Here is a 25,185-nt window from a genome sequence, read left to right as displayed (position 1 = left end):
GCTAAAGGCTTTCAGCGTCTGACCGGCTCGGTATCGTGGAGAGCATGGCTCATTCGGGAAACTTTGTTCAATTACATAACCATACGCATTACTCGCTGCTCGACGGCGCGTCCAAGATTCCCGATTTGGTCAACCGCGCCAAAGAACTCGAAATGCCGGCCATCGGCATCACCGACCACGGCAATATGCACGGTGCCTACGAGATGTGGAGCACGGCTGTAAATGCCGGTATCAAGCCGATTATCGGCATCGAAGCCTATGTAACCCCGGAAACTTCGAGGACGGACAAGGGCCGCGTGCACTGGGGCACGGAAGCCCAACGCAGCGACGACGTCTCCGGCGGCGGTTTTATCACCCATATGACGCTCTGGGCCGAAAACGACGAGGGGTTGGTCAACCTGATGAAGGCCTCGTCCGTGGCCAATCTCGAAGGCCGTGTGGGCAAGTGGCCCCGTATGGATTATGACGTGCTTCAGACCTATCACAAGGGCGTCATCGGAACCACCGGATGCCCGTCGGGTATCGTCCAGACCAGGTTGCGTCTTGGCCAATACAAGGAGGCCTTGCGTGCCGCGCATCAGTTGCAGGACATCTTTGGCAAAGATAATTTCTACGTCGAACTGATGGATCACAATCTGGAAATCGAAAAGCGCGTCTCTGCCGACCTGCTCAAGATCGCCAAAGATCTCGGTGCCCCCATCATCGCCACCAATGATTCCCACTACGTTCACGAAGCCGACCGAGGTTCGCAGGACGCGATGCTTTGCATCAACTCCGGCTCGCACTTGGACGATCCGGATCGATTCAAATTCGACGGTTCCGGCTACTACATCAAATCCGCTGAGGAAATGCGGGCTCTCTTCAAAGACCTTCCCGAGGCCTGCGACAACACGCTGGAAGTAGCCGAACGCTGCAACGTCATGTTCGATGATCATGAAGACGGCGCGTTCATGCCACTCTTCGATTGCCCGGACGGCTGGGATGAGACTTCGCTCTTCCTACACGACGTGCAGCAGGGCCTCGAGAAACGCTACGACGGCAACGTGCCCGACAACGTGCGCAAACAGGCCGATTACGAGTGCGGCGTGATCTGCCAGATGCAGTTCTGCGGCTACTTCCTCGTGGTCGCCGACTACATCAACTGGGCCAAGACACACGGTGTGATGGTCGGCCCTGGCCGTGGCTCCGCGGCAGGCTCGATGGTGGCCTACGCGATGGGCATCACCGAACTTGACCCCTTGAAGCATGGCCTGATCTTCGAACGATTCCTCAACCCCGAGCGCGTCTCGCTGCCTGATATCGATATCGATTTCGACCCCGAAGGCCGCCAGAAGGTGCTCGATTACGTGGCCGACAAATACGGGCACGACAAGGTGGCCCAGTGCGTCATCTACGGCACCATCAAAACCAAGCAGGCCCTCAAGGATTCCGCACGAATCATGGGATATGAATTCTCCGTGGGCGACCGCATCGTCAAGGCGCTGCCGCCGAGCAAGAACGGCAAGGATGCAAGTCTCAAGGAGATGTTCGACCCGACCTCCAAGAAGTACGCCGAAGCGCGCGAATTCCGCGAACTTTACGATTCCGACCCCGATGCCAAGCGCATCACCGACGAGGCCAAGGGCATCGAAGGCCTGATTCGCCAGACTGGTGTGCACGCCTGCGCCACGATCATGTCGGCTACGCCAATCACCGATACCTCCCCGCTTTTGGAACGCACCGACGGCACGGTGACCACGACCTTCGAATACCATACCTGCGAAACGCTGGGGCTGGTCAAGAACGACTTCCTCGGCCTCTCCAACTTGACGGTCATCCGCGACACCCTGAAGAACATCGAGCTCAACGGTAAGGAGCCTATCGACTATACCAAGATCCCGCTGGATGACAAGGAGACCTACGCGCTTCTGACCCGAGGCGACACCCTCGGCGTCTTCCAGCTCGATGGCGACGGGATGCGCGCGCTGCTTAAAAGCCTCAAGCCTGATAATTTCAACGACATTTCCGCACTCATCGCGCTTTACCGCCCGGGCCCGATGGATATGGACTCGCACAACAACTACGCCAAGCGCAAGAACGGTTTGCAGCCCATCACCCCGATTAACGACGAGGTGGCCGAGGCGCTCGCCCCGGTGCTCGACGAGACCTACGGCCTGATCGTCTATCAGGAGCAGGTGCAGTCCGCCGCGCGAATACTGGCCGGCTACTCTCTTGGCCGAGCGGACGTGCTGCGACGCGCTATGGGCAAGAAGAAGCCTGAAGTGTTGGCCAAGGAGCAGGGGCCGTTCTTCGAAGGCATGAAGGAGCACGGTTATTCTCAGAAGGCCGCGCAGGACGTCTGGGATATCCTCGTGCCGTTCTCCGGTTACGCGTTCAACAAGGCCCATTCCGCAGCCTACGGGCTTATTTCCTACTGGACGGCCTACCTCAAGACCCACTATCCAGTGGAATTCATGGCGGCGCTGCTGCAGAACGAACGCACCAACAAAGACAAGACCGCGCTCTACCTCGGGGAGGCGCGGCGCATGGGCATCAAGGTGCTGCCGCCGGACGTCAACGAATCCCGGCTCGAATACGCCCCTGTCGGCAACATCATCCGTTTCGGCCTCGGCGCCATCCGTAACGTCGGCGACAATCCGGTGCAAGACATCATCGCCGAGCGCGAGAGCAAGCGTGGCAAATACATCAACTTCATGGACTTCATCCGCCGTGTGCCATTGAGCGTGCTCAACAAGCGTCTCGTGGAATCGCTGATCAAGGCCGGTGCCTTCGATTCCATCGACCCGAACCGCCGTGCGCTCTTCCAGATTCACGAACCTGCCATCGACTCGGTGATTAGCCTCAAACGCAAGCAGGCTGAAGGCCAGTTCGACTTGTTCAGCGACCTCGGATCAGACGGTGACGGCGGCGATGGGTCCGGTGAGGACGCGATGGGCGACGCTCAGGTCAGCGTGCCTGACATCGAGGAATGGGACAAGAAGACCAAACTGAACTTCGAACGCGAAATGCTTGGCCTCTACGTTTCCGACCACCCGCTTTCCGGCATGGCTTCCGTTTTGAACAGCCTGCGAGACATGTCTATCGCACAGTTGATCAACAGTGCTCCGAAGATGGACGACCGCCAGCAGGTCACCATCGCAGGGCTTATCACCTCCGTCGATCGGCGCGTCTCCAAGAAGGGCAACCCTTGGGCCATTGTCACCATCGAGGATATGGAAAGTTCCATCCAGTGCATGTTCTTTGGACGCGCCTATACTTCTGCGGCCGAATCGATGGCCGTCGATGAGGTGGTGCAGATTCGCGGTCAGATCGAGTTGCGAGACGAGACGGTGAGCATGCGCGCCAACGAGATGAACGTCCCGAACCTAGTAGCGGAAGATGAAAGACCGTTGGTGCTCACCTTGCCAAAGACCGCGTTGAACCGGCCGCATGTCATGCAACTGGGGAAGATCATCACCAATCATCCCGGCATGTGCGAGGTCAGGTTGGCCATTATGGATTCCGACGGCAACGCCAAGGTGTTGACGTTCGGCGACAGGTTCCGCGTGAAACGTGACACGTCGCTGTTCGCCGAGATCAAGATTCTCTTCGGGCCGAAGTGCCTGCCTGCAGCGTAGGAGCAGCACTTTGCGCCGTAAACGCGAGGTGATACAACCCGTGTTCAGATAGACAATGAATCTCAGAATGTGAGTTGTATCTCATCTCGATACATCGTGCAGAATACGATATAAAAGTATGGAAAATAACACCATGCGAATTATCGATCTGCGCGGAAAGCGCCTCACCCGAGCACAGATGCTGGAGGCCATGCCTCGTGCCGAAATGGGCACGAACGAAGCCAGCAGCGCTGTGCGTCCTATTCTCGATGACGTCAAGGCCCGTGGGGCAGCGGCCTTGCGCGATTTCGAGGAGAAATTCGATCATATTCGTCCGCACCATCTGCGCGTGCCCGTTGAGGCGATGCAGAGTGCGCTTGAAGAGCTGGACCCCGAGGTCCGCGCCGCCATCGAGGAATCGGTGCGCCGTATCCGCAAGGTCTGCGCCTCGCAGGTGCCGAAAGACTTCTATACCGACCTGGCCGAAGGCGCTCGTGTCGCCGAACGCTGGGTTCCCGTCGAACGTGTCGGTCTCTATGTGCCTGGCGGCAAGGCAGTCTACCCTACTTCCGTAATCATGAACGCCGTGCCCGCCCAGGTCGCGGGCGTCTCGTCGCTGGCCATTGCCACGCCTCCGAGCGCCGACAATGATGGCCTGCCCAACAAGACCATTCTCGCCACCTGTGCCATTCTCGGCGTCGACGAGGTCTACGCGGTCGGCGGGGCACAGGCCATCGCGATGTTCGCCTACGGTGCCAACGGAAGCGAGCCGCAGGATGGCGAGGTGCTGTGCGAACCGGTCGACAAGATCACCGGTCCCGGCAACATCTTCGTGGCCACGGCCAAGGGCATGGTCTCCGGCATTGTCGGTATCGACGCGGTCGCCGGACCCACAGAAATCGCCATTTTGGCCGATAAGACCGCCAATCCGAGCTGGGTGGCCGCCGACCTCATCGGTCAGGCCGAGCACGACGAGCTCGCTGGTTCCGTACTGATTACCGACAGTGAGGAGCTGGCCAAGAAGGTGCAGGAGAGCCTTGATTATCGCGTCCCGCGCACGATGTCGCACGAGCGTGTCGCCACCTCTTTGACCGGTCGTCAGTCCGGCATCATCCTCACTGACGGGCTTGATCAGTCCGTCGACGCCGCCAACGCCTATGCCGCTGAGCACTTGGAGATTCAGACCGAGAACCCGGACGAGGTCGTCAAGCGCATCAAGAACGCCGGCGCCATCTTCCGTGGTCCGTATTCACCGGTCCCGTTGGGCGACTACATGTCCGGCTCCAACCACGTGCTGCCTACCGGTGGCACCGCCCGCTTCGCCTGTGGTCTCGGCGTGCACACCTTCATGAAGCCGATCGAAGTCATCGAATACGACGAGCAGGGCCTGAAGCCGCTGGCGTCGTTGATCAACGCCTTCGCAGTCTCCGAGGATTTGCCCGCTCATGGCGAGTGCGTGCTGAGCCGTTTCATCGACGATCCGTATGACAAGGCTACGCTGAAGGACCAGGAGCGTAAGGCCGGCCTGCGCAAGTAGGATTGCCTGATTAACGTTTAGCGGTTTTGCTGTTCCGGCTTTCGGTTTCGGCAAAACCGCTTTGTTGTGGAGCGGTAGAGATTGCCCGATTATTTTGTTTCATCAACCGGTGATTTTCTGGCCGCTAAGGCCGCAAAACCGCTAACAATATATATTATTTATATTATCTACGTATATATCGCCGGACGGCGAAGAGGGAAGAATGAATCATGACCAATTCGATTCCACAGAATCTGCCGCTGCGTAATGACCTCATCGGAGAGGTGCCTTATGGCGCACCGCAGCTCGACGTGCCGGTGTGTCTGAATGTCAACGAGAATCCGTACCAGCCCACGCCTGCGGTGGTCAACGAGATTGCCGAAGACGTGCGCAAGATTGCCCCGACACTCAACCGTTACCCGGACCGCGAGCACACCAAGCTGCGTCAGGCCTTTTCGGACTATCTCGCACGTGAATCTGGTGTGAAACTTGGCGTCGAGCAGTTGTGGGGCGCCAATGGCAGCAACGAGATCATGCTCCAGCTCTTCCAAGCGTTTGGCGGGCCGGGACGCAAGGCGTTGGGTGCCAATCCGACCTATTCGATGTATCCCGAATATGCGCGCGACACATTCACCAAGTGGATTACGGTGGAGCGCAACGCTGACTTCTCGCTGAATCTTGAGGCTTTGCTGGAAGCCATTGATCGAGAGCAGCCGTCGATTATCCTTCTGACCAGCCCGAACAATCCGACCGGCACCATTCTGCCGATGGATCAGCTCGAAGCGGTGCTGAAAGCCGCTCAAAGCGCCAAGGTGGACGGTGCGGCGGCAGGCGTACACCCTGTGGTCGTGGTGGACGAGGCCTATATCGAATTCCGCACACCTGGCACGCCCACTGCTCTTCAACTGCTTGCGAAATATCCGAACCTCGCCGTCAGCCGCACCATGAGCAAGGCCTTCGCTTTTGCAGGTGCGCGTGTGGGTTATCTCGCCGCCGACCAAGGCATCATCGACTGTGTGCGCATCGTGCGCATGCCCTACCATCTTTCCGCCGTCACACAGGCCACGGCGCTCGCCGCGTTCAAGCACATCGACGAGCAGCTGAGCCAGGTGCGTCACCTGCGCGAGACCCGCGAGGCGACCGCCGCGTGGCTTAAAACGCAGACCTGGCACGGTAAGCCGCTTCAGGTCGCGGATTCCCAGTCCAATTTCGTCTTGTTCGGCGGATCGTTCGAAGACCGCGAACGCATTTTCGACGAACTGCTGAAGCGTGGCGTCCTCATTCGTGTGGTAGGGCCGGAGGGCTGGCTGCGCGTGTGCATGGGCACCGACGAGGAGATGGCCCGCTTCCGCGAGGCGTTGACGGAGGTCTTGGCGCAACTCGAAAACGAATAGTGGTTATTGCATTTTTCGTGTAATGAAGAATAGCGGTAAACACTGCGTCGAGTTTCTTCCCTGATGTATCCGGACGTTTTCGCCTGACTTCGCTATGAATTATGATGGTGTTAAGGCCTGTGATGTGTGTGAACCAGCGATAAAGGAGCGGATATGGCAAGAACGGCGACGATAGTACGCGAAACCAGCGAATCCAAGGTGGAGCTGAGCCTGAATCTCGACGGCACCGGCCAAACCGACATCGAGACCTCGGTGCCTTTTTATAACCATATGATGACCGCGCTCGGCAAGCATTCGCTGATTGATTTGAAGATTCGTGCCAGCGGCGACACCGACATCGACGTGCACCATACCGTGGAAGACACGGCCATTGTTTTCGGCGAGGCGCTGAAGCAGGCGCTGGGCGACAAGCGCGGCATCCGTCGCTTTGCTGACGCCACCGTGCCGCTTGACGAGGCGCTCGCCCGTGCTGTTGTCGACATTTCCGGCCGTCCGTATGCGGTGTGCACCGGGGAGCCCGAGGGCTTCGAATATGCCATGATCGGCGGGCATTTCACCGGTTCGTTGGTTCGTCACGTCATGGAATCCATCGCCTTCCACGCCGACCTCTGCCTGCATATGACGGTGCTGGCCGGCCGTGATCCGCACCATATCGCCGAAGCCGAGTTCAAGGCGCTGGCTCGCGCTCTGCGCTTTGCGGTCGAGCCCGACCCGCGTATCGCCGGCATTATTCCCAGCACGAAAGGGGCGCTGTGATGAGCGAACGCCGTGACGACGATAAGCGAGCCGATGATTTCGAAGATTTCAGGGACCGTGGGAACGGTTCCGGCAAGGCTGACGGATTCAATAATGCCAAAGGTTCGGACAACGTGAACGGTTCCGACGCTTCTGATAATCCCGGCAACGAGAACGACGGCCTGTTCAGCGACGAAGAACTCGAGGCGGCGCTCGCCGGTTTCGAAAAGGAATTCGAAGACGATCCGGAGGGCAAGAAATCCGGAAATATGGAGAACGGTGATGCCAGCCCGCGGTCAAACCCTGCGGATTCCGGTATGCCCGACGTAAGTCAGGACTCCAAACAGTCCGACCGCAAGATCACCGATGAGCTTGACCAGATGGACTTCGACGAGGAGTTGGAAGGTCTTATCGGCAACCGCGCGAAGGTCGCCATCCTGATCACCCGACTGATTTCTTCGGAATTGCTCGCGGCGTTCTGCCAGATTGCCGACATCTCCGCCGATTGCATGGCTGATGAAAACGGGGCCGTCGCCATTCTGCATAACCTCGACGGTGACGCGCCGGAAAATGCGGCCAGGGACCTGACCCAAGTGGTCAACGGCATGCCGGCCGTGCTTTCGGTCAATCGTGCCGACAAGCTCGTCTCTACGCTCTATATGAGTGGCGAACCGGGCCAGCAGTTTGCTCCGCCGGTGCTCTTCACCACCACGCCCAGGTGCGTCGAAGACCTGATGCTTGGCATCACCACTGTCGCCGAGCTCAAGGAGCAGGGTGAGCACATTGTGGCCACCGCCGATTTCGACCGCAAGAAGGCGCTTGGGGTGATTGCCGACCACACGCGTTCGCACGGCCGTGGCAAACCTAGCATTCAGTAAGCGGTGGTTCGGCAACAAGGTATGCGAGCTGGTAAGAGGTTGAGAGACGGACAAGTAAAGAAGTAACACTCAGACGGGTTTGAGAACCCGCCGATTTCTCCGGCTGAATCATTTCATATCGCATCGTGAATGATTCTTATGGAATACTTGAATCCGGACGATACTTGACATATCTAAACAAACTTACGTCAAACTTAGAGGAACGGGGAATGGCAATGACCGCAGTGGTGGTGTTCGATTACGGCTTCGGCAACGTGCGTTCGATGATGCGCGCGCTTGCGCATATCGGGCTTGAACCGACGCTGACCAGCAATCGCCGGCAGGCGCTCGAAGCCGACGGGTTGGTGGTGCCCGGCGTGGGTGCGTTTGCGGCGTGCATGGACGGGCTCAAGGCCGTGGGCGGCGATCAGATTATTCTCGAACGTCTCAAGGCGGGGCGTCCGGTGCTCGGCGTGTGCGTTGGCTTGCAGATCATGTTTGCGCAGGGCACGGAAGGCGGTTCTATCGCCAAAGGCCTCGGCGTAATCGACGGCAGTGTGGATTTGGTAGATGCCGACGTGGTGCCGCATATGGGCTGGGACACCATCAGTGCCCCCGACGATTCGGTGATTTTGCATGGGCTTGAGGATCAGCGTTTCTATTTCGTGCATTCCTACGCCGCCATGAGCGCGTCCGTTCCCGAAAATCCTGTGACCGCGTCAAGTGTGGCAGCCTCACAAACTGACGGTTACCGCGGGCATGCGCAATCCTCCATTGATGACGTAAGTGTGCAAAAGGTCGGGTTCTGCGACTACGGACGCAGCCATTTCGTGACATCTTACGAGCGTGGCCCACTTTCGGCTACCCAGTTTCACCCCGAAAAGTCGGGTCAGGCGGGTGCCCAGCTGCTCAAAAACTGGGCCGCGACCCTGTAGACAACATCTTTCGATTCAAAGGAGAACAACATGCTGACATTGCTTCCGGCCGTTGACGTCCGAGGCGGCAAGGCCGTGCGTCTGCGTCAGGGCAAATCCGGGTCCGAAACCGATTACGGCAGCCCGTATGAGGCTGCGCAGACGTGGTATGACGAGGGGGCGGATTGGATTCACCTGGTTGATCTCGACGCCGCGTTCGGCACCGGTGACAACCGCTCGAAACTACGCGAAATCGGCGAGAAGCTGGGAGACAAGGTCTATATCGAAATGAGCGGTGGCATCCGCGACGATGCCAGTCTTGAAGCCGTCTTTGAAGCAGGTGCAGCGCGGGTCAATATCGGTACCGCAGCGTTGGAAAATCCGGAATGGACCGCCCGAATCATCAAGAAATACGGCGATAAGGTGGCCATCAGCCTCGATGTCAAAGGTCATACGTTGGCTGGACGCGGCTGGACCAGCAAGGGCGGCGACCTCTTTGAAACCATGGACATGCTTGATAAGGCGGGTTGCCAGCGTTACGTGGTCACCGACGTCGCCCACGACGGCATGATGGACGGGCCGAACCTCACGTTGCTGCGTGAAGTCGCCGAACGCACGCCGGCCCACGTCACCGCTTCCGGCGGCATTTCCAGCCTCGACGATATCCGTGCGGTTGCGAAGCTCGAAAGTGTTGGCGTTGATGCGGCGATTCTCGGCAAGTCCCTCTACGCTCACGCCTTCACGTTGAAAGAAGCGTTGACGGTGGCAGGGCAGAAGTAGTGCTGCTGGGCTTGTAACGTATACCGATGCTTGTGATCGAGTAAGCCACATTGATGTTGGTGCTTGAACAAGTCAAGTCAGCGTCGTAATGGTTCATACGCGGTAAAACTTTTCTGTAATACATTCAAAAATCGGCAATACAATGTATCCGCATGAGTAAGATGCTCTTGTGGATGCACGCATTAAAAAGTAAAGAATACAAAGAAAGAGAGAATCAATGGAAGGCGCACTTTTTGACTTGGACGGCGTAATCGCCGATACGGCCGTCTATCATTTCCAGGCTTGGCGCAAGCTGGTGAAAGACCATTTCGACCGCGAGCTTCCTGATGAACTTGAGGAAAAGACCAAAGGCGTCAGTCGTGTCGATTCGTTGAAAGTGATCCTGAACTATCTCGGTGTCACAGTGCCGCAGAAGGAATTCGATGCGTTGGCCGCCGAAAAGAACGAGGCTTACCGCGGGCTTCTGGCTGGGCTCACTTCCGCTGATATTCTGCCGGGCATCCCGGAGCTCATCAAGCAGATGAAGCAGCACGGGGTCAAGCTCTCGTTGGCCTCGGCGAGTATGAACGGACCGTTTATCCTTGAAAAGCTTGGGCTTTCGGATACTTTCGACGCCATCGCCGACCCGAGTAAGGTGGCTGCCGGCAAGCCCGCCCCCGACATTTTCCTTGAAGCGGCTTCAGCCATTGGCGTTGAGCCCGATCAGTGCGTGGGTTTGGAGGATTCTGTCGCAGGCATCACCGCCATCAATGCGGCCGGTGCGTTCTCGGTGGGTGTGGGCAGTCCGAACGAGCTCGGTCACGCCAAGCTTTTGGTGCCGAACACGGCCGCGTTGAAATATGACGATATCGAAAGCGCGTGGGAGCGCCGATAATTCTAAAAATGAAACAAAAGGTCAGTCGATAGCAAATTAAAAATGGCGGAAACCCAGCAAATCGAAATTGCTATCGGCCGACCTTTGGCTGTCTCAAGTCGATGAAATGAGGAATGTGCGATCCGTTTTGAAACGAGGTTCCTGAAGCCGAATGCAAAATGTCTGAATCTTGCCGACAACCCAACGTTTAACTGGAATGTAATAATGCTGTGAGACCATAGTGACTATGGATAAACAGCAAGAATTCGCCTTGCGTACCGTTGAGGAACGCGACGTGCGATTTATTCGTTTGTGGTTCACCGACGTGCTGGGGACGTTGAAGTCCGTGGCCATCGCTCCTGCCGAACTTGAGGACGCCTTCGAGGAAGGCCTCGGTTTCGACGGCTCGGCGATCGAAGGCATGACCCGCGTCTCCGAAGACGACATGATCGTCAAGCCCGACCCTTCCACTTTCCAACTGTTGCCGTGGCGCGACGGCCCGCAAGGCACCGCACGCATGTTCTGCAACATCCTCACCCCCGACGGCGAGCCGTCACTCGGCGACCCGCGCCACGTCCTGGAGCAGGAGCTTCAAAAAGCCAAGGAGAAGGGATTCACTTTCTACGTCCATCCTGAAATCGAGTTTTATCTCTTCCAACAGCAGGACGATTGGGGAGTGCCGCCCACGCCCGTCGACTACGGCACCTACTTCGACCACGTGCCGCGCAGCCCAGGGATGGACTTCCGTCGCGCCGCCGTCAACATGCTTGAGCAGATGGGCATTTCCGTCGAGTATTCGCACCACGAGGTCGGCCCGGGCCAGAACGAGATCGACCTGCGCTATGCCGACGCGATGGCGACCAGCGACAACATCATGACTTTCCGCACTGTGGTCAAGGAGATTTCGCTCGAGCGTGGCATCCACGCCAGCTTCATGCCCAAGCCTCTGACCGACCAACCGGGTAGCGGCATGCACACCCACCTGAGCCTTTTCGAAGGGGATTCCAACGCCTTCTACGAGGCCGGCCAGGAATTCAACATGTCGCTGATCGCCCGCCAGTTCGCCGCCGGCATCCTTTACCACGCCCGCGAAATCAGCGCGATCACCAACCAGTACGTCAACTCCTACAAACGCCTGTGGGGCGGCAACGAGGCCCCGAGTTACGTCTGCTGGGGTCACAACAACCGTTCCGCGCTGCTGCGCATCCCGCAGTACAAGCCCGGCAAGGGCAATTCGGCGCGTATGGAATATCGCGCGCTTGACCCCGTGGCCAACCCGTATCTGGCGTTCTCGGTGCTTTTGGCCAGCGGCCTCGACGGCATCGAGCAGAAGATGACGCTGTGCGAACCCACCAGCGACGCGGTGTGGGACCTGACCGATGCCGAACGCAAGGCCATGGGCATCGAGCCGTTGCCGGAAAGTCTTGACGAGGCGTTGAAGGTTATGGAAAAGTCCGATTTCGTCGCCGGAGTCCTTGGCGAGCATGTCTTCGAGTATTTCCTGCGCAACAAGCGTCAGGAATGGGACGATTACCGCCGCCAGGTCACCCGTTACGAGCTGGAGAAGTTCCTGCCGAAACTCTGATTGCCTTATTTGCGTGGGTCGCCGAACCAGTTGTCGTAGATCAGGGCGAAATTGCGGTTGCCGTAGCTCGAGCATGAATCGCCCTCGTTGAAGCCCGCGGCCAGTGCGGCGGTGTTGGGCTGGTAAGGAGTATAGACGTAGAGCAGCGCAGTGGCTTGGTTGCGGATATAGACCTGGCTGCCGCCGCAGCTTTTGTTCGGGTGATATTGCACGTAATTGAGCGTGCCGGCGTGATAGCCGTACTGGCTTTCGTGGGCTTGATAATACTTGAAGCGTTTTGCCGAGCCATAGACCTGGTTGAAGAAGCCAGCGAAGTGTGGGTCGCAGTCGGCGTCGTCCGGGCAGCTCAGGCCCATGGCGGCCTTGTATTGGAAATCGGTAGGATTGGCCGAGCCGATGAGATGCTGTTCCTTCTGCATGACGGTCAGGAGTACTTTTTCGCTGACGCCGCAGGCCTGCGAGGATTTGTAGATGATGGCGCTCGCGGACTCGCCTTTGGCGCCTTTGTAGGCCTTGCACAGGCTGTTGGCGGCGATGTCGGTGGTGTCAAAGGTCTTGACAGGCAGGCAGTTGGCCGAGGTGCAGTTCGGGCCGTGCTTGATGATGAAGGCCTGAACTTCCGCCTGACTCATGGCATCGGCATTGAAGAACTGTGCGTCTGAGATGATATTGCCGGGGTCGAAATCGTATTTCTGGACCAGCTCTTCCTGCCGTTTCTGGGCGTCGGTTACTTCAATATGCCATTGGACCACGCGAATCAGCGCCATGACCAGCGCCATCACGCAGATTACCGCGACTATGCCGCCGAACACCACACCCACTTTTGCAGGAACGCCGGCCTTGCGCCACTTGCGTTTACAGACGGCGATGAATTTGTTGGGGGAGTGGGAACTGCTGCGGGATTTGGAAGATGATGTCACAATATCAATATTATCGTTCGCCCCTGAGAGTTTCCCTATAGAAAAGTCAAGGTTGCCGAAGTTGCCGGCACGATTATGCCAAAGTCACCCCAGCAGTTTGTGGATGCGCTTGAGACTGGCGGGGAACTTCGTGCCCAGCTCCTGCGCCCACAACGAGACGTAGAACTCTTCGAGCATCCAGCGGGCCTGCTGAACCTGCTTGCCGAAGGCTTCGCGGCGAGGGCCGGCGGGTTCGGCTTTGAGCTTTTCTTGGGCTCGCGTGACCAGGTCTTTGGCTTCGTCGGCCTCCCAGGCCCAGCGGACGTCACGGTTCTTGTCGGCTTTGGCCTTTTCCAGGCGCATCAGGTCGGCGTGCAGGTAACGTTCGATGTTGGGCAGCGCTTGCGGCGGGGTCTTGCCGATAAAGCCCGGGTAGACGAGCGTGGCGATGTGCTCGCGCACCGATTGCAGCACGGCCAGCATCGTTAGGTCCGCCTTGCCACCCACCGCCGAGTCGACGGCGGCGTAGCGCTTGAGGATGGCGATGACGTCGTGTGCCACTGCATAGACCGTGTCTTCGAAAGTTTCGGATACCCCGCTTACGGCTTCTGCCAACGCGGTGTCGTCAGCGAGCTTGTCGATATGGGGGAGCAGACGCTTGACCGCCGCCAGCTCGAGGTCGTCGACCAAGAGCTTCGTGGATTTGTATGGTGCGCTAGCGAGCATCAGTGCCTCGCTGCCGAGCCAACGCGAGGAGATGCGGTCTTCGGGTAGTTTCAGTTTCTCGTAGGCGGCTTGCCAGAGCATCTCAGCACGGGAGACCGTGGTGGCGCCGGCTTTGTTCAGAAGGTTCGCCTGAGCGACCACCTTGCCCTGCGACTTGGCCTTGCTGGCCTGACGTTCTACGGTTTTGCGGGCGCTGGCCTGCGCTTGGCGGGCAAACTTGCGTTGAAGTTCGACAAGCGATTTGCCCGTGCCGAGCACCCGATAACGTTGTGCCTTGCCGTGCCGCTGGGCCCGGAAGGTCGCGTCGTCGATGATGGTCGGATTGGTGTTACCGGAACTGTTTCGATTATCCTGCCCCGATTGTGCGTTGGAGTTGGCGTTATCCTTGGCCTGATTCGAGCCGGAACCGTTTGCGTACTTATTGTAGGGTTTCGTTGCGTTGTTGGTATTGGCGGCCTCAACGTGGTTGCTGTTACCTTTGCCGTTACGTTTGTTGCCATGACGGCCCTTGCCAGGCGCCGGTGGCAATGGTTCCTCGACGCTGAACGTGACACGTAGATATGGTGAGAGTTTGCCGAGCTGGTCGCTGTTGAAGTCCTCGGGGTGGATGGTGGCGTTGACACTGGTGATAGCGGCATAGGTGAAGGCGTGCGCGAAATCGGGCCAGCGGGTGGTGCCGGTCGCCTCGTCGACTGGGGGCAGGTTCGGCTTGCCTTCGGAACCCGAGCCGGGCAGGTTGGAGTAGCGTTCGTCGATGGCGGCACGAATCGTGCGGGCCGTGTCGGGAGCCGGCACAAACTGTACGCGCAGCGACTTCGGCAGCGACTTGATATAGCCCAGAATGAGCTCGTCCAGAAGTCCTGGCACATTCCATGTGAACTGCTCAGGTGTCAGGCGGGACAAGGCCTTGATGGGGACATGCACGGTCACGCCGTCGCCTGGATCACTGGGGTTGTAGATATAGCTCAGGTGCAAATCGATGGGGGTGCCGTCGGTTCCGAGCGTATGCCACTGGTCGGGGTAGTCACGCAGGTCCACGGATTCGTGCGATTGCAGGCGTTCGACCTTGTCCGGGTCGAAGTCAAGCAGATGCGGCTGTATGCCATGAATGGACTTGACCCACTTGCCGAGGTCGGCCACGCTGGTCACGTCTTGAGGAATGACAGCATTGTAGAAGTCGAAAAGATCCTCGTCGCTCACTGAATCGGATATCTGGCGGGTGCGGTTGGTGTCATCCACCGCATCCTGCAGAATGTCGCGGTTGGCCTCGACGAAATCATCGTAGGAGAAGCGCTGCTGGATATCGCCTTCGACCAGACCCTGTCGAATCAAAAAATCGCGGGCTTCGGGAGGGTTGATACGACCCCATTGTACCGGTCGGTCCTGCACGATCGGCAGACCGTAGAGCAGCACCTTCGAACTGGCGATGGCACTGCCGCGCGAACCCGACCAATGCGGCTCGGCGTAGGTGACGCGGGTGAGACTCCCGGCCAGCGGTTCGGCCCAGGCCGGGTCGATGGCGGCGGAATAACGAGCCCAGAGGCGGGAGGTTTCGGTCAGGTCGGTCGACATCACCCACGGTGGGGTCGATTTGGCCACCGAGGAGGCGGGGAAGAGCGCGAAACGGGTTCCGCGCGCCCCCTGATACTCGTTCTTCGACTGCTTGGCTGCACGTTTTATCGCGCGTGCCTTGGCAGCCCCCTTGAGCCCTGAGAAGTCCGAAGCCTTGGGCTCGCGTACCACCTGCATGCCCATCATCGAAAGCAGGCCGGCGAGCATGGAGGAGTGGATGCCCTGCGCATCCCACGAGCAGCACAGCGCATGAGCCGCCTGCTGGTTGACCGGCAGCATGAGAATTTCTGGGGCGGGACGCGAGATCGGTGCGGGCTTACCCACCTTGAAATGCATCTGCCGGCACATCTGTCGCAGCTGGGTGACGAGGTCTCGCCATTGCCGCAGGCGTATGAAACTGAAGTATTCGGACTTGCAGATCTTGCGTAGCTTGGCATTGCCGGTATGATTGCCATCATTGCCTTCGTCAGGGCCGAAAATATGGTCCCACATGTTGAGCGCCGTCAGGAAATCGCTGGTCTCGTCGGCGTAACGGTTATGCACGCGGTCGGCTTCAGCGCGGATTTCGTCGGGCCGTTCGCGCGGATCTTGCAGGCTGAGGAAGGCGACAATGACCAGTACCGCCGCCAGTGTGTTAGGCGTGGCTTTTTGCGCGGCTTCGAGAATCATACGGCCAAGGCGGATGTCAATCGGGATGCGCGAAAGCTGACGGCCGGTGTGGGTCAGGCGCACCTCGCCGTGCTTGCGTGCGATGGCCTTGAGCTCGGTCAGTTCGTTGAAGCCGTCGGAGACGGAACGGGTGTCGGGCGGGTCGATGAAGCCGAAGTGAGTCACATCGTTGGCTGTGCGGGCCACTCCCACTGAAAGCATGTGTAATACAACAGCACCGAGTGAAGTTCGCAGAATCTCCGGTTCGGTGAAGCGTGGACGGGATTCGTAATCGTCCTTGGAATAGAGGCGGATGGCAATGCCGTCGGCGATACGCCCGCAACGGCCGCTGCGCTGGTCGGCGCTGGCTTGGCTGATAGCCTCGATCGGCAGGCGTTGCACTTTGGCGGACTTGGAATAGCGCGAGATTCGTGCCTCGCCGGGGTCGACCACGTAACGGATACCGGGCACAGTCAGCGACGTCTCGGCCACGTTGGTCGCAATGACGATGCGCTGGTGGGAATGGCGTTCGAAGACGCGATGCTGCTCTTTGGAGGAGAGACGGGCATAAAGCGGTACGATTTCCAGCGCGTCCGGCCGACGCATATCGGCTGTACGTGGACCGAAATGATGGCGGACGGCATCCTCATACTCATGAATGTCGCGCTCGCCGGAGGCAAAGACCAGAATATCACGCGGCCCGCGGTCGTGCGAGGAGTGGATGACCAGTTCGGCGCAGGCACGTGCCACGGCGCGGGGCATGTCTTCACTGCCGGTGTTGCCTCCGGAACCGTTGCCGGTGTCGACTCCCGGAATCTCACCGTTTTCATCCGGCAGCGAGCCGTCGGCAAACCCCGGTACGTGTCGCATCAACGCGGGCATACCGCCCAGCGGCTCGTAGACAATCTGCACCGGGTACGTGCGCCCGGAGACTTCGATGACGGGAACCTTCGTATGCAGCGCGTCCTCGAAATGCTCCTTGAACTTCACTGAGTCGATGGTGGCCGAGGTGATGATGAGCTTCAGATCACGGCGCTTCGGAAGCAATGCTGTCAAGTAACCGAGCAGAAAATCGATGTTGAGGCTGCGCTCATGCGCCTCGTCGATGATGATGGTGTCGTAGCGTGAAAGGCTCGGGTCGTGCTGAATCTGGGCGAGGAGGATACCATCGGTGACAATGCGCAGACGGGTTTTTGGCGAGCTTTCGTCGGTGAAGCGGACCTGATAGCCGATTTCCTCGCCGAGTTTCACTCCCATTTCGTCGCAGATGCGTTCGGCCACGGTGCGTGCGGCCAGACGGCGTGGCTGAGTGTGCACGATCTGATGGCCATGTGTGCCGCGTCCCATTTCGAGCAGCATTTTCGGAATCTGGGTGGTCTTGCCCGAACCTGTCTGCCCGGAGACGATGACGACCTGCGAATCCCGCACGGCGCGCTGAATCTCGTCGCGCGCGGCACTGACTGGCAAATCTGTTGGATAATGGTATTTCATAAGCTCTCTAATAGTACGCACATACCGGGGAACAGGGGAGAATTACCCGGTATCTTTCGATAACCATGCGGTAAATTATCTGCTGCTGAGAGATCCAAAACTGTATCGAATGTCATACGTAAATCCTTGTGTGTTTACGTTTGACTCTGTCTCGACCGCAGCTATCGGGTATGGTTTCTATGCTTTTGGCTCTTTTCCGTTCCTACTCTGCAGTTTCACCGTTTAAACGGTGTACTTCAATAACGCGGTAACCTTTGGAACTGGCATATTTTGTAACGGAGAAATCGTCGCCGAGCTCTGCCGATAACCATTTAATCAGTGAATCGCTGCCAAGATTTTTCTGCACGACCAAATAGGCGTATCCGTTTGTACTAAGCCGAGGAAGCCAAGTCATAAGCAACGCATGCAACTCGTCCTTGCCCACGCGAATCGGCGGGTTCGACCAAATGAGGTCAAAGGTCAAATCTGGCGGTATATCGTCTGCCTTAACCGCATGAATAGGTTTGCCAAGCCCAAGTTTTTCCGCGTTGGCTTTCGTCAGTTCCAGCGCGCGTTCATTGACGTCAAGTGCCCAGATATCGGCCTCCGGCGACTCCATTCCAAGCGCCAACGCGATAGGCCCCCAGCCGCAGCCGATGTCGAGAAAAGTGCCATTTTCCGGTGCCTCCGGCGCATGACGCAGCAACACGGAAGTACCCAAATCGAGCCGATGCCCCGAAAATACCCCGTTGGAAACCTCAACGTCTACATCATGCCCGCGCAGCGAAACGTGCAAATTCCGCCGCACGTCGCGCGAAGACGGTTCCGCCGAAAAATATTGTTCCGCGTGCTGTTGGTGTTCTGTGCTCGCTTTATCTTGTTGTTTTCCTGCTATTTCGCTCATTTTTCCCCGTATATTTTGATTTTTAGTCTCTGGTTTTGCCGCAATAATAGGTTTCCAATATTAGTGGCATACCGGAACAGTGAAACGAGTTCACCTCACCGAATATGCTTGGTTCTGGAAAGACTGTTGACCGACGAAAGGTTGATTTATTGGCAGCAAACGACGGACGTAAAGACGTTCAGGACGGGCTTGACGAACGTGACGAAGTGTTGGGGCGCAAGTCTGACATCCTGCAGGAGAGCAGCGATGGACGCGCTCCGGGAGCCGAGGAGTGGAGCGAGCGCGAGTCGCGCAACGAGCTTAAGCACGTCACGGGTCTGGGCGAGATGCAGGACGAGACGGATGTCGAATACCGCAAGGTACGCCTCGAACGGGTCGTGTTGGTGGGGGTGTGGTCGAACGTCGACACCACCATCGAGCAGGCCGAGGAATCACTTCGTGAGCTGGCGGCTCTGGCACACACCGCTGGTGCCGTGGTCTGCGACGGCGTTTTGCAGCATCGTCTGAAGCCTGATGCCGCTACTTACGTCGGTCGCGGCAAGGCCAAGGAGATCGCCGGAATAGTCGCCCAATGCGAGGCCGATACCATCATCGTCGATGGCGATTTGGCGCCGAGCCAGCGTCGTGCACTCGAGGACGCCACCAAGGTCAAAGTGGTCGATCGCACCGCCGTCATCCTCGACATCTTCGCCCAGCATGCCACCAGTCGCGAAGGCAAAGCGCAGGTGGAGCTGGCGCAGCTGGAATACATGCTCCCGCGTCTTCGTGGTTGGGGCGGTTCGCTGTCCCGTCAGGCCGGCGGCCAGGCCGCAGGCGTCAACGGCGGCATCGGCTCCCGTGGCCCCGGCGAGACGCAGATCGAAATGGACCGTCGCGTCATCCGCACCCGCATCGCACGGCTCAAAAAACAGATTCGCGCGATGGCTCCGGCACGTGCTGTCAAGCGCGGTTCACGCCATCGTTATGGCTTGCCCACGGTGGCCGTGGTCGGCTATACCAACGCCGGCAAATCCTCGCTGGTCAACCGCCTGACCAATTCTGGCGAGCTGGTTGGCAATGCGCTGTTTGCCACTCTTGATACCGCGGTTCGTCGCGCCAAAGCCGCCGATGGACGTCTCTATGCCTACGTCGATACGGTCGGTTTCGTGCGCCGTCTGCCCACTCAGCTGGTCGAAGCATTTAAGTCTACGCTTGAGGAAATCGGTGAGGCCGACGTCATCCTTCATGTCGTTGATGCTTCCACCACCGATCCGTTCGCCCAGATAGAGGCGGTCAACGACGTGCTCGCCGGCATTGACGGCGTCTCCGATATCCCGCGTATCCTCGCCTTCAACAAGGCCGATCAGGTCGACCAGGGCACGCTCGACCGTCTGCACAACATCCGACCGGACGCGCTGATTGTTTCAGCTGCCGACGAAAGCGGGCTGGACGACCTGCGGGCAACAGTCGAAAAGTCCTTGCCTGTCCCGCAAGTCCATGTTGAAGCGCTGCTGCCGTATACCGACGAGGCCGGTTCCTTGCTTTCCCGCGTCCGAGAATACGGCAAGGTGGAAAAGGAGAATTACCGGGCTGACGGGGTCGCGTTACAGGCCGATGTCGATTCGCGTCTGGCCGCGCAGTTGATGGATCAGGCAATTGATTGAGTGTTCGCGTCTGTCATCGGACTTTAAAGTAATACAAAAGTCTTGTGACAGCAACGCTTGCGAAGGCGACGGCAATAGGCGATTCAGGCTTAATTTCAGTGTTCAAGGCCTGTAAAGATGCCTGTAAATAAGACAAAATCGCAACTGTGACGAATTTCAAATTATGTATGCCATCTGCTAAAATGAAGTAAGCCACAAATTCCGTTTTGTTGCTGATTGAACTTCGGCAAGGCGGAAACCGTCGGTACCGGAAGCTTGCGATTATTCGCGGTTGGGGTGTGCCGGTCAAGGTTTGCGGCAATCACAATGACGAGATGCATGGCGCTGCTATACGGCGGCGTTCGGCATGCTCGCATAACTGTGTGAAAGAGGTCCAAACGAATGAACGCAACGTACCCGCCGGTCATCGCGCCTCTTGGAAACACTTATTTTGAAAGGGTTCAATCATATGTCCAATTCGATTAAACCGACCAAGCTTGCCATCATCGGAGCCGGTGCCGTCGGCTCAACGCTCGCCTTCGCCGCCGCCCAGCGTGGCGTCGCCCGCGACATCGTGCTCGAAGACATCAACAAGGAGCGTGTGGAGGCCGAAGTCCTCGATATGCAGCACGGCTCCAGCTTCTATCCCTCCGTTTCCATCGCCGGCAGCGACGACGTGGAGATCTGCCGCGATGCCGATATGGTGGTCATCACCGCGGGCGCGCGTCAGAAGCCGGGCCAGACCAGGCTCGACCTCGCCAACGCGACCGTCAACATGATGAAGTCCATCGTTCCCGGCGTCATCAAGGTCGCCCCGAACGCCATCTATATGCTCATCACCAACCCGGTCGACATCGTCACCTACGTCATGCTGAAGCTCTCCGGCCTGCCGGCCAATCAGATTTTCGGCTCGGGCACCAACCTCGACACTGCCCGCCTGCGTTTCCTCATCGGTCAGCAGACCGGTGTCAACGTCAAGAATGTGCACGCTTACATCGCCGGCGAACACGGTGATTCCGAAGTGCCGCTGTGGGCCTCCGCCACCATCGGCGGGGTCACCATGTGCGACTGGAAGGCTCTGCCCGGCCACGAGCCGCTCGACGCCGCCAAGCGCGAGGAGATTCACCAGGAAGTCAAGAACGCCGCCTACCGCATCATCAACGGCAAAGGCGCCACGAACTTTGCCATCGCCATGTCCGGCGTTGACATCATCGACGCGGTCCTCAACGATTCGAACCGTGTGCTGCCGGTCTCTTCACTCTTGCAGGACTTCCACGGTATCTCCGACATCTGCATGTCCGTGCCTACGCTGGTCAACCGCTCCGGCGTCAACTCCCACATCAACACGCCGCTTTCCGATCATGAGCTCGCTCAACTGCGCCGTTCGGCCGACACGTTGAAGGAAACGGTGTCCAAGTTCGGCTTCTGATTGCTTTTGTAGTGTGGCTGTTTTCGGACCTGACGTTTTCGACGTTCGTCATTTCAGTCGGATAATTACGGATTTTGACAGTTGAATCCGTCGTTATCGATTGGCAAGGAATGACAACCCGCTGCTATATGGCTATATTCATTGCGTATGCCGCTTCTGCTTTTATCGAGTTAGAAGCGGCATACGTCGTTTCGAATGGTCGAAACCCCAAAGGCCGTTGTCCGTTCATTGAGATGTGAAACGCCCGGAAAATATGTGTTGTGTATAGTATCCATAACTCACGCAAAGAACGTCTGCCTGAAATGTCGCGATTAACGATGCTCGCATGGACGCTCAAAAAAGGGGAGAGCGTGGGCGAGATGGAGAAATAATTTATGCTGAAGACTGTCATATTTGCGTTATTGCCGATACTGGTCACCATGCTGCTCGGCGCTTTTGCCGCCAAACGCGGCGATTTCGATAGCACCGACAGCAGCCGTCTCATCAAATTCGTGATGAACTATGCGCTGCCGATGCACGTTTTCGGTGGTATCTGGGCCACCAAACGCAAGTTGATCGTCAAGGATATTCCGTTGGCATTGTGGATGCTCGGCGCCATGCTCGTCTCCTATTTTCTGCTTTATTTCATCTATTGGAAGATCGTCAAAAACCAGAGCGGGCTTTCCTCCCTGCGCGCGCTTTCGGTGGCCGATCCATCCATTCCGTTCATCGGTTCTGCAGTGCTTCCGCTCTTCTTCGACGAGACCATCAGTGCCATCGACATCGGCATCGCCAGCCTGATTATCAACGTGATTCTGGTCCCATTCGTTTTCGAGGCGCTCGCCGCGGACGTCAACAAAGAGGGTGGACCCAAGATTTCCGTGGGCAAGCGCCTGGTGAAAGGGCTCACCAAGCCGCTGGTGCTGGCGGCGTTCCTCGGCTTTATCCTTTCGATCTGTGGCTTCTCGATGCCCAGCGTTCTCGAGCCGACCTTCACGGTGCTCGGCAAGACGGCGGGTGGCGTGGCCATGTTCGCCACCGGCATTGTGCTGGTGACCCGTAAGATTTCCTTCAACCCTCACGTCTGGCTGACCGTCGGCTTGAAGAACATCGTCTATCCAGCTATTATTTGGGTGCTGATGGTCGCCACCGGTATGCCGAGCGAGCTGACGCGTATCGTCGTGATTACCATGGCCATTCCCACCGCCACGCTGCCTACGAATCTTGCCATCGATTATGGCATCCACGAGTCGGAAATGGCTTCGACTCAGTTCTTGAGCACGGTACTTTCGTTCATTACGTTGAGCTGTGCGATGCTGTTGTTGCAATAACGAGAATCGTTGGTATACAACTGGTTTTAAAGATTTCAATATTGAGATGTTGACGTTGTGCCGATGGTTTTGCCGGTCGGTTCCGACTGATTGTTGACGGCCTTCTGGCCGATTGTCGCTCGATGTTTGACATTGAAAAAGATTGTCGGTTTTAGTGTCAAAGCAATACGAAATGCACAATATTGTGCGACCTGTTTGTTCTTCGGCTCTGAGCCATAAAACCCAACTGAAGCTTAGGTTTTGACGCGTATAGTGTCACCAGTAACGAGACGTGTTCGACATATGAAAAGTGCGTTTGCGTCAATCGATGAAGCTGGGGAATATCAAGTTCTGTGCTTTGTCGCGGACGATCAGTTTACGGCAGGAGAGGGTATATGGCTTTGCGAGGGCAAGAGGCCGACAAGCAGACGGATAAAGGGGCGAAACTCGCGGATAGTCAGGGCAAGGCGAAGGGGCACCAGACCAGACTCATAGTGACACTTGGACTGACCCTGACGATTTTCGTCGTTGAGGTCATCGGTGCCGTCATCACTGGCTCGCTGGCGCTTCTGGTCGATTGCGCCCACATGCTTACCGATGTCGCAGTGCTCACCGCTTCGACGATTACGGCCGTGTTGATGCGCCGCCGGCCGAATAAGGAACGAACCTGGGGCTGGGCCCGTCTCGAGCCGATTACTGCCGGGCTTGGCGCACTGATCTTGATGGCCGTCGGCATTTACGCACTGGTCGAGGCGGTCCTGCGCCTAGCCGGCGTTTCCGGCGACGAGGTGCAGAGCGTCGGCATGCTGCTTGGTTTCGGCATTCTTGGCCTGGTGTTCAACGTGATTTCTGTGCTCGTGCTTTCCGGTCAGCACAAAGACAACATGAACATGCGCGCCGCCTTCCTGGAAACCATGAATGACGCGCTCGGCTCGTTCACCGTCGTCGTTTCGGCCGTCGTCATTATGACCACCGGTTGGCACGGTTTCGATGCCGTCGCCGGTGCGGTCATCGCGCTGCTTATTGTCCCTCGTGCGTTCGTTTTGATGAAAAATGCGGTAAAGGTTTTGCTGGAGGAAACCCCGGAAGGTTTGGATCTGGACGAAGTGCGCAAGCACATGAAAAGCGTCGATCACGTTGTTGACGTCCACGACGTCCACGCTTCAACCGTTGCGACCGGCATGCCGATTCTGACCGCACATGTTGTCGTGGAGCCGGGCCTTACGATGGCTCAAGGTGCTGACATCCTCCATCAGCTGCACACGTGCCTGACCGATCATTTCTCGGTCTCGATTCCCCACACGACTTTCCAACTGGAGCCGCAAGGCTTCAGCCAGTTGCAAAGCGAAAAGATTCACCGCTGATTCGGCGTTGATGCGGGGCGTAAGGCTGGACAAATCAAGTTATTTTTGTCAGAGTTTTTGTTCTTGTCATAGGGCATTGACGTAGGAGCCCATGTCTAGCCCGAGCTTGGGTTCGATGATCTTGAAGGGTAAGGGCGATTGTACAAACTCCAAAATGCCGGTATGCGGATTAACTGTGATACCGGCATTTTAGTTCGAGAAGAATATTGGCTCAGATTTTGCGCAGTACCGTGACGACCTTGCCCATCACCTTGGCGTAGGTGCCGTCGATGGGGGAATAAGCCGGGTTGTGTGGCATCAGCCAGACATGGCCATGGTCTTTCTGGAAGGTCTTAACCGTGGCCTCGCCGTCGAGCAGGGCAGCCACGATATCGCCGTTTTCCGCCGTCTCCTGCTCGCGCACCACCACGAAATCGCCGTCGCAGATGGCGGCGTCGATCATCGAATCGCCGTGGACTTCGAGCATGAAAAGATTGCCGTTGCCGGTAAGCCGTTCCGGCAGTCTCATCACATCGTCGACATGCTGTTCGGCGGTGATGGGTGTGCCGGCGGCGATACGGCCGACCAGAGGAATATCGTGCGACTGGGCGATGGCTTCGTCCGTTTCATCTTCAGAGCTGAACGGGAGCACGGTGGAGGTGTGATTGCCATTGGTGATGTTGGGCTCGTTCTCCACCAACTCGATGGCACGGCCCTTGTTGGCGTTCATTCTGATATAGCCCTTGTCTTCAAGGACCTCAAGCTGATGTTTGACCGACGACGGGCTCTTAAGGCCTGCCTCTTCACCGATTTCGCGGAATGACGGCGCGAAACCATATCGGGAAACATGGCTGCGCACCGCATCCAACACTTTTCGCTGCCGATCCGTCAATGGCTGATTCGGCGTGGCCTGGGCGAAGTTGCCATGCGGGTTATGGATGGGTGGGAGGGTGCTCACGATAGTTCCTTTCGGCGTTTGACTTACAGCATAACCCATTTTCGCAAGAATTTCAAACAGATGTTCGATTCCGCCTTGCTTTTTTCGAACAAGTG

At 57.7% G+C, this 25,185-nt stretch carries 17 protein-coding genes; 13 read left to right on the top strand and 4 right to left on the bottom strand.

The window, feature by feature from the left end; translation table 11 throughout:
* Window positions 1-44: 44 nt before the first annotated feature.
* From dnaE to glnA, 9 genes are all read left to right on the top strand, one after another.
* Window positions 45-3,617 carry a DNA polymerase III subunit alpha gene (dnaE, locus tag OZX72_RS06695; protein WP_277157910.1) on the top strand — a complete coding sequence of 1,191 codons (3,573 nt, stop codon included), beginning with the start codon at window positions 45-47 and terminating at the stop codon, window positions 3,615-3,617.
* A 118-nt stretch (window positions 3,618-3,735) separates the two neighbouring features.
* A complete protein-coding gene (gene hisD, locus OZX72_RS06690) occupies window positions 3,736-5,133 on the top strand; it encodes a histidinol dehydrogenase (RefSeq protein WP_277157908.1) in 1,398 nt (465 codons plus the stop codon).
* Between the two features lie 209 nt (window positions 5,134-5,342).
* Window positions 5,343-6,506, top strand: a complete 1,164-nt coding sequence (locus tag OZX72_RS06685; RefSeq protein WP_277157906.1) for a histidinol-phosphate transaminase — start codon at window positions 5,343-5,345, stop codon at window positions 6,504-6,506.
* Between the two features lie 153 nt (window positions 6,507-6,659).
* Complete coding sequence (gene hisB, locus OZX72_RS06680; RefSeq protein ID WP_277157905.1) at window positions 6,660-7,262, top strand: imidazoleglycerol-phosphate dehydratase HisB; 603 nt, start codon at window positions 6,660-6,662, stop codon at window positions 7,260-7,262.
* Window positions 7,262-8,119 carry a hypothetical protein gene (locus OZX72_RS06675; protein ID WP_277157904.1) on the top strand — a complete coding sequence of 286 codons (858 nt, stop codon included), beginning with the start codon at window positions 7,262-7,264 and terminating at the stop codon, window positions 8,117-8,119. The genes hisB and OZX72_RS06675 overlap by 1 nt, the downstream gene beginning before the upstream one ends.
* 215 nt (window positions 8,120-8,334) lie before the next feature.
* Window positions 8,335-9,033 carry an imidazole glycerol phosphate synthase subunit HisH gene (gene hisH / locus OZX72_RS06670; RefSeq protein ID WP_277159396.1) on the top strand — a complete coding sequence of 233 codons (699 nt, stop codon included), beginning with the start codon at window positions 8,335-8,337 and terminating at the stop codon, window positions 9,031-9,033.
* A gap of 30 nt (window positions 9,034-9,063) precedes the next feature.
* Window positions 9,064-9,792: a bifunctional 1-(5-phosphoribosyl)-5-((5-phosphoribosylamino)methylideneamino)imidazole-4-carboxamide isomerase/phosphoribosylanthranilate isomerase PriA gene (gene priA / locus OZX72_RS06665; RefSeq protein ID WP_277157902.1), complete on the top strand. Its 729-nt coding sequence runs from the start codon at window positions 9,064-9,066 to the stop codon at window positions 9,790-9,792.
* Window positions 9,793-10,009: 217 nt separating this feature from the next.
* Window positions 10,010-10,666 (top strand): beta-phosphoglucomutase, encoded by a 657-nt coding sequence (pgmB, locus tag OZX72_RS06660; RefSeq protein ID WP_277157901.1) that lies wholly within the window; start codon window positions 10,010-10,012, stop codon window positions 10,664-10,666.
* Between the two features lie 226 nt (window positions 10,667-10,892).
* Window positions 10,893-12,230 (top strand): type I glutamate--ammonia ligase, encoded by a 1,338-nt coding sequence (glnA, locus tag OZX72_RS06655; RefSeq protein ID WP_277157900.1) that lies wholly within the window; start codon window positions 10,893-10,895, stop codon window positions 12,228-12,230.
* Window positions 12,231-12,235: 5 nt separating this feature from the next.
* Here glnA and OZX72_RS06650 read toward each other — a convergent pair whose 3' ends face one another.
* From OZX72_RS06650 to OZX72_RS06640, 3 genes are all read right to left on the bottom strand, one after another.
* Complete coding sequence (locus OZX72_RS06650) at window positions 12,236-13,099, bottom strand: hemagglutinin (protein WP_348519677.1); 864 nt, start codon at window positions 13,097-13,099, stop codon at window positions 12,236-12,238.
* Window positions 13,100-13,234: 135 nt separating this feature from the next.
* On the bottom strand, window positions 13,235-17,566 hold the full coding sequence (locus OZX72_RS06645) for a DUF3418 domain-containing protein (RefSeq protein ID WP_277157898.1): 4,332 nt from the start codon (window positions 17,564-17,566) through the stop codon (window positions 13,235-13,237).
* Between the two features lie 202 nt (window positions 17,567-17,768).
* Window positions 17,769-18,449, bottom strand: a complete 681-nt coding sequence (locus OZX72_RS06640) for a methyltransferase (protein WP_277157897.1) — start codon at window positions 18,447-18,449, stop codon at window positions 17,769-17,771.
* Window positions 18,450-18,655: 206 nt separating this feature from the next.
* Here OZX72_RS06640 and hflX point away from each other — a divergent pair, with 206 nt between their 5' ends.
* The 4 genes from hflX to OZX72_RS06620 all read left to right on the top strand — a co-directional run bounded on the left by hflX (window position 18,656) and on the right by OZX72_RS06620 (window position 24,153).
* Window positions 18,656-20,092 (top strand): GTPase HflX, encoded by a 1,437-nt coding sequence (hflX, locus tag OZX72_RS06635; protein ID WP_277159395.1) that lies wholly within the window; start codon window positions 18,656-18,658, stop codon window positions 20,090-20,092.
* A 448-nt stretch (window positions 20,093-20,540) separates the two neighbouring features.
* Window positions 20,541-21,500, top strand: a complete 960-nt coding sequence (locus OZX72_RS06630; RefSeq protein WP_277157896.1) for an L-lactate dehydrogenase — start codon at window positions 20,541-20,543, stop codon at window positions 21,498-21,500.
* 374 nt (window positions 21,501-21,874) lie between these two features.
* A complete protein-coding gene (locus OZX72_RS06625; protein WP_277157895.1) occupies window positions 21,875-22,810 on the top strand; it encodes an AEC family transporter in 936 nt (311 codons plus the stop codon).
* A gap of 374 nt (window positions 22,811-23,184) precedes the next feature.
* On the top strand, window positions 23,185-24,153 hold the full coding sequence (locus tag OZX72_RS06620; protein ID WP_277157894.1) for a cation diffusion facilitator family transporter: 969 nt from the start codon (window positions 23,185-23,187) through the stop codon (window positions 24,151-24,153).
* Between the two features lie 211 nt (window positions 24,154-24,364).
* Here the strand turns inward: OZX72_RS06620 and lexA are convergent, their stop codons facing one another.
* Window positions 24,365-25,129, bottom strand: coding sequence for a transcriptional repressor LexA (gene lexA, locus OZX72_RS06615; RefSeq protein ID WP_277157893.1), 765 nt, complete (start codon window positions 25,127-25,129; stop codon window positions 24,365-24,367).
* Window positions 25,130-25,185: the final 56 nt, after the last annotated feature.

Source organism: Bifidobacterium sp. ESL0769, from assembly GCF_029395495.1.
Taxonomy (GTDB): domain Bacteria; phylum Actinomycetota; class Actinomycetes; order Actinomycetales; family Bifidobacteriaceae; genus Bifidobacterium.
This window is presented reverse-complemented; position numbering and strand designations above follow the sequence as displayed.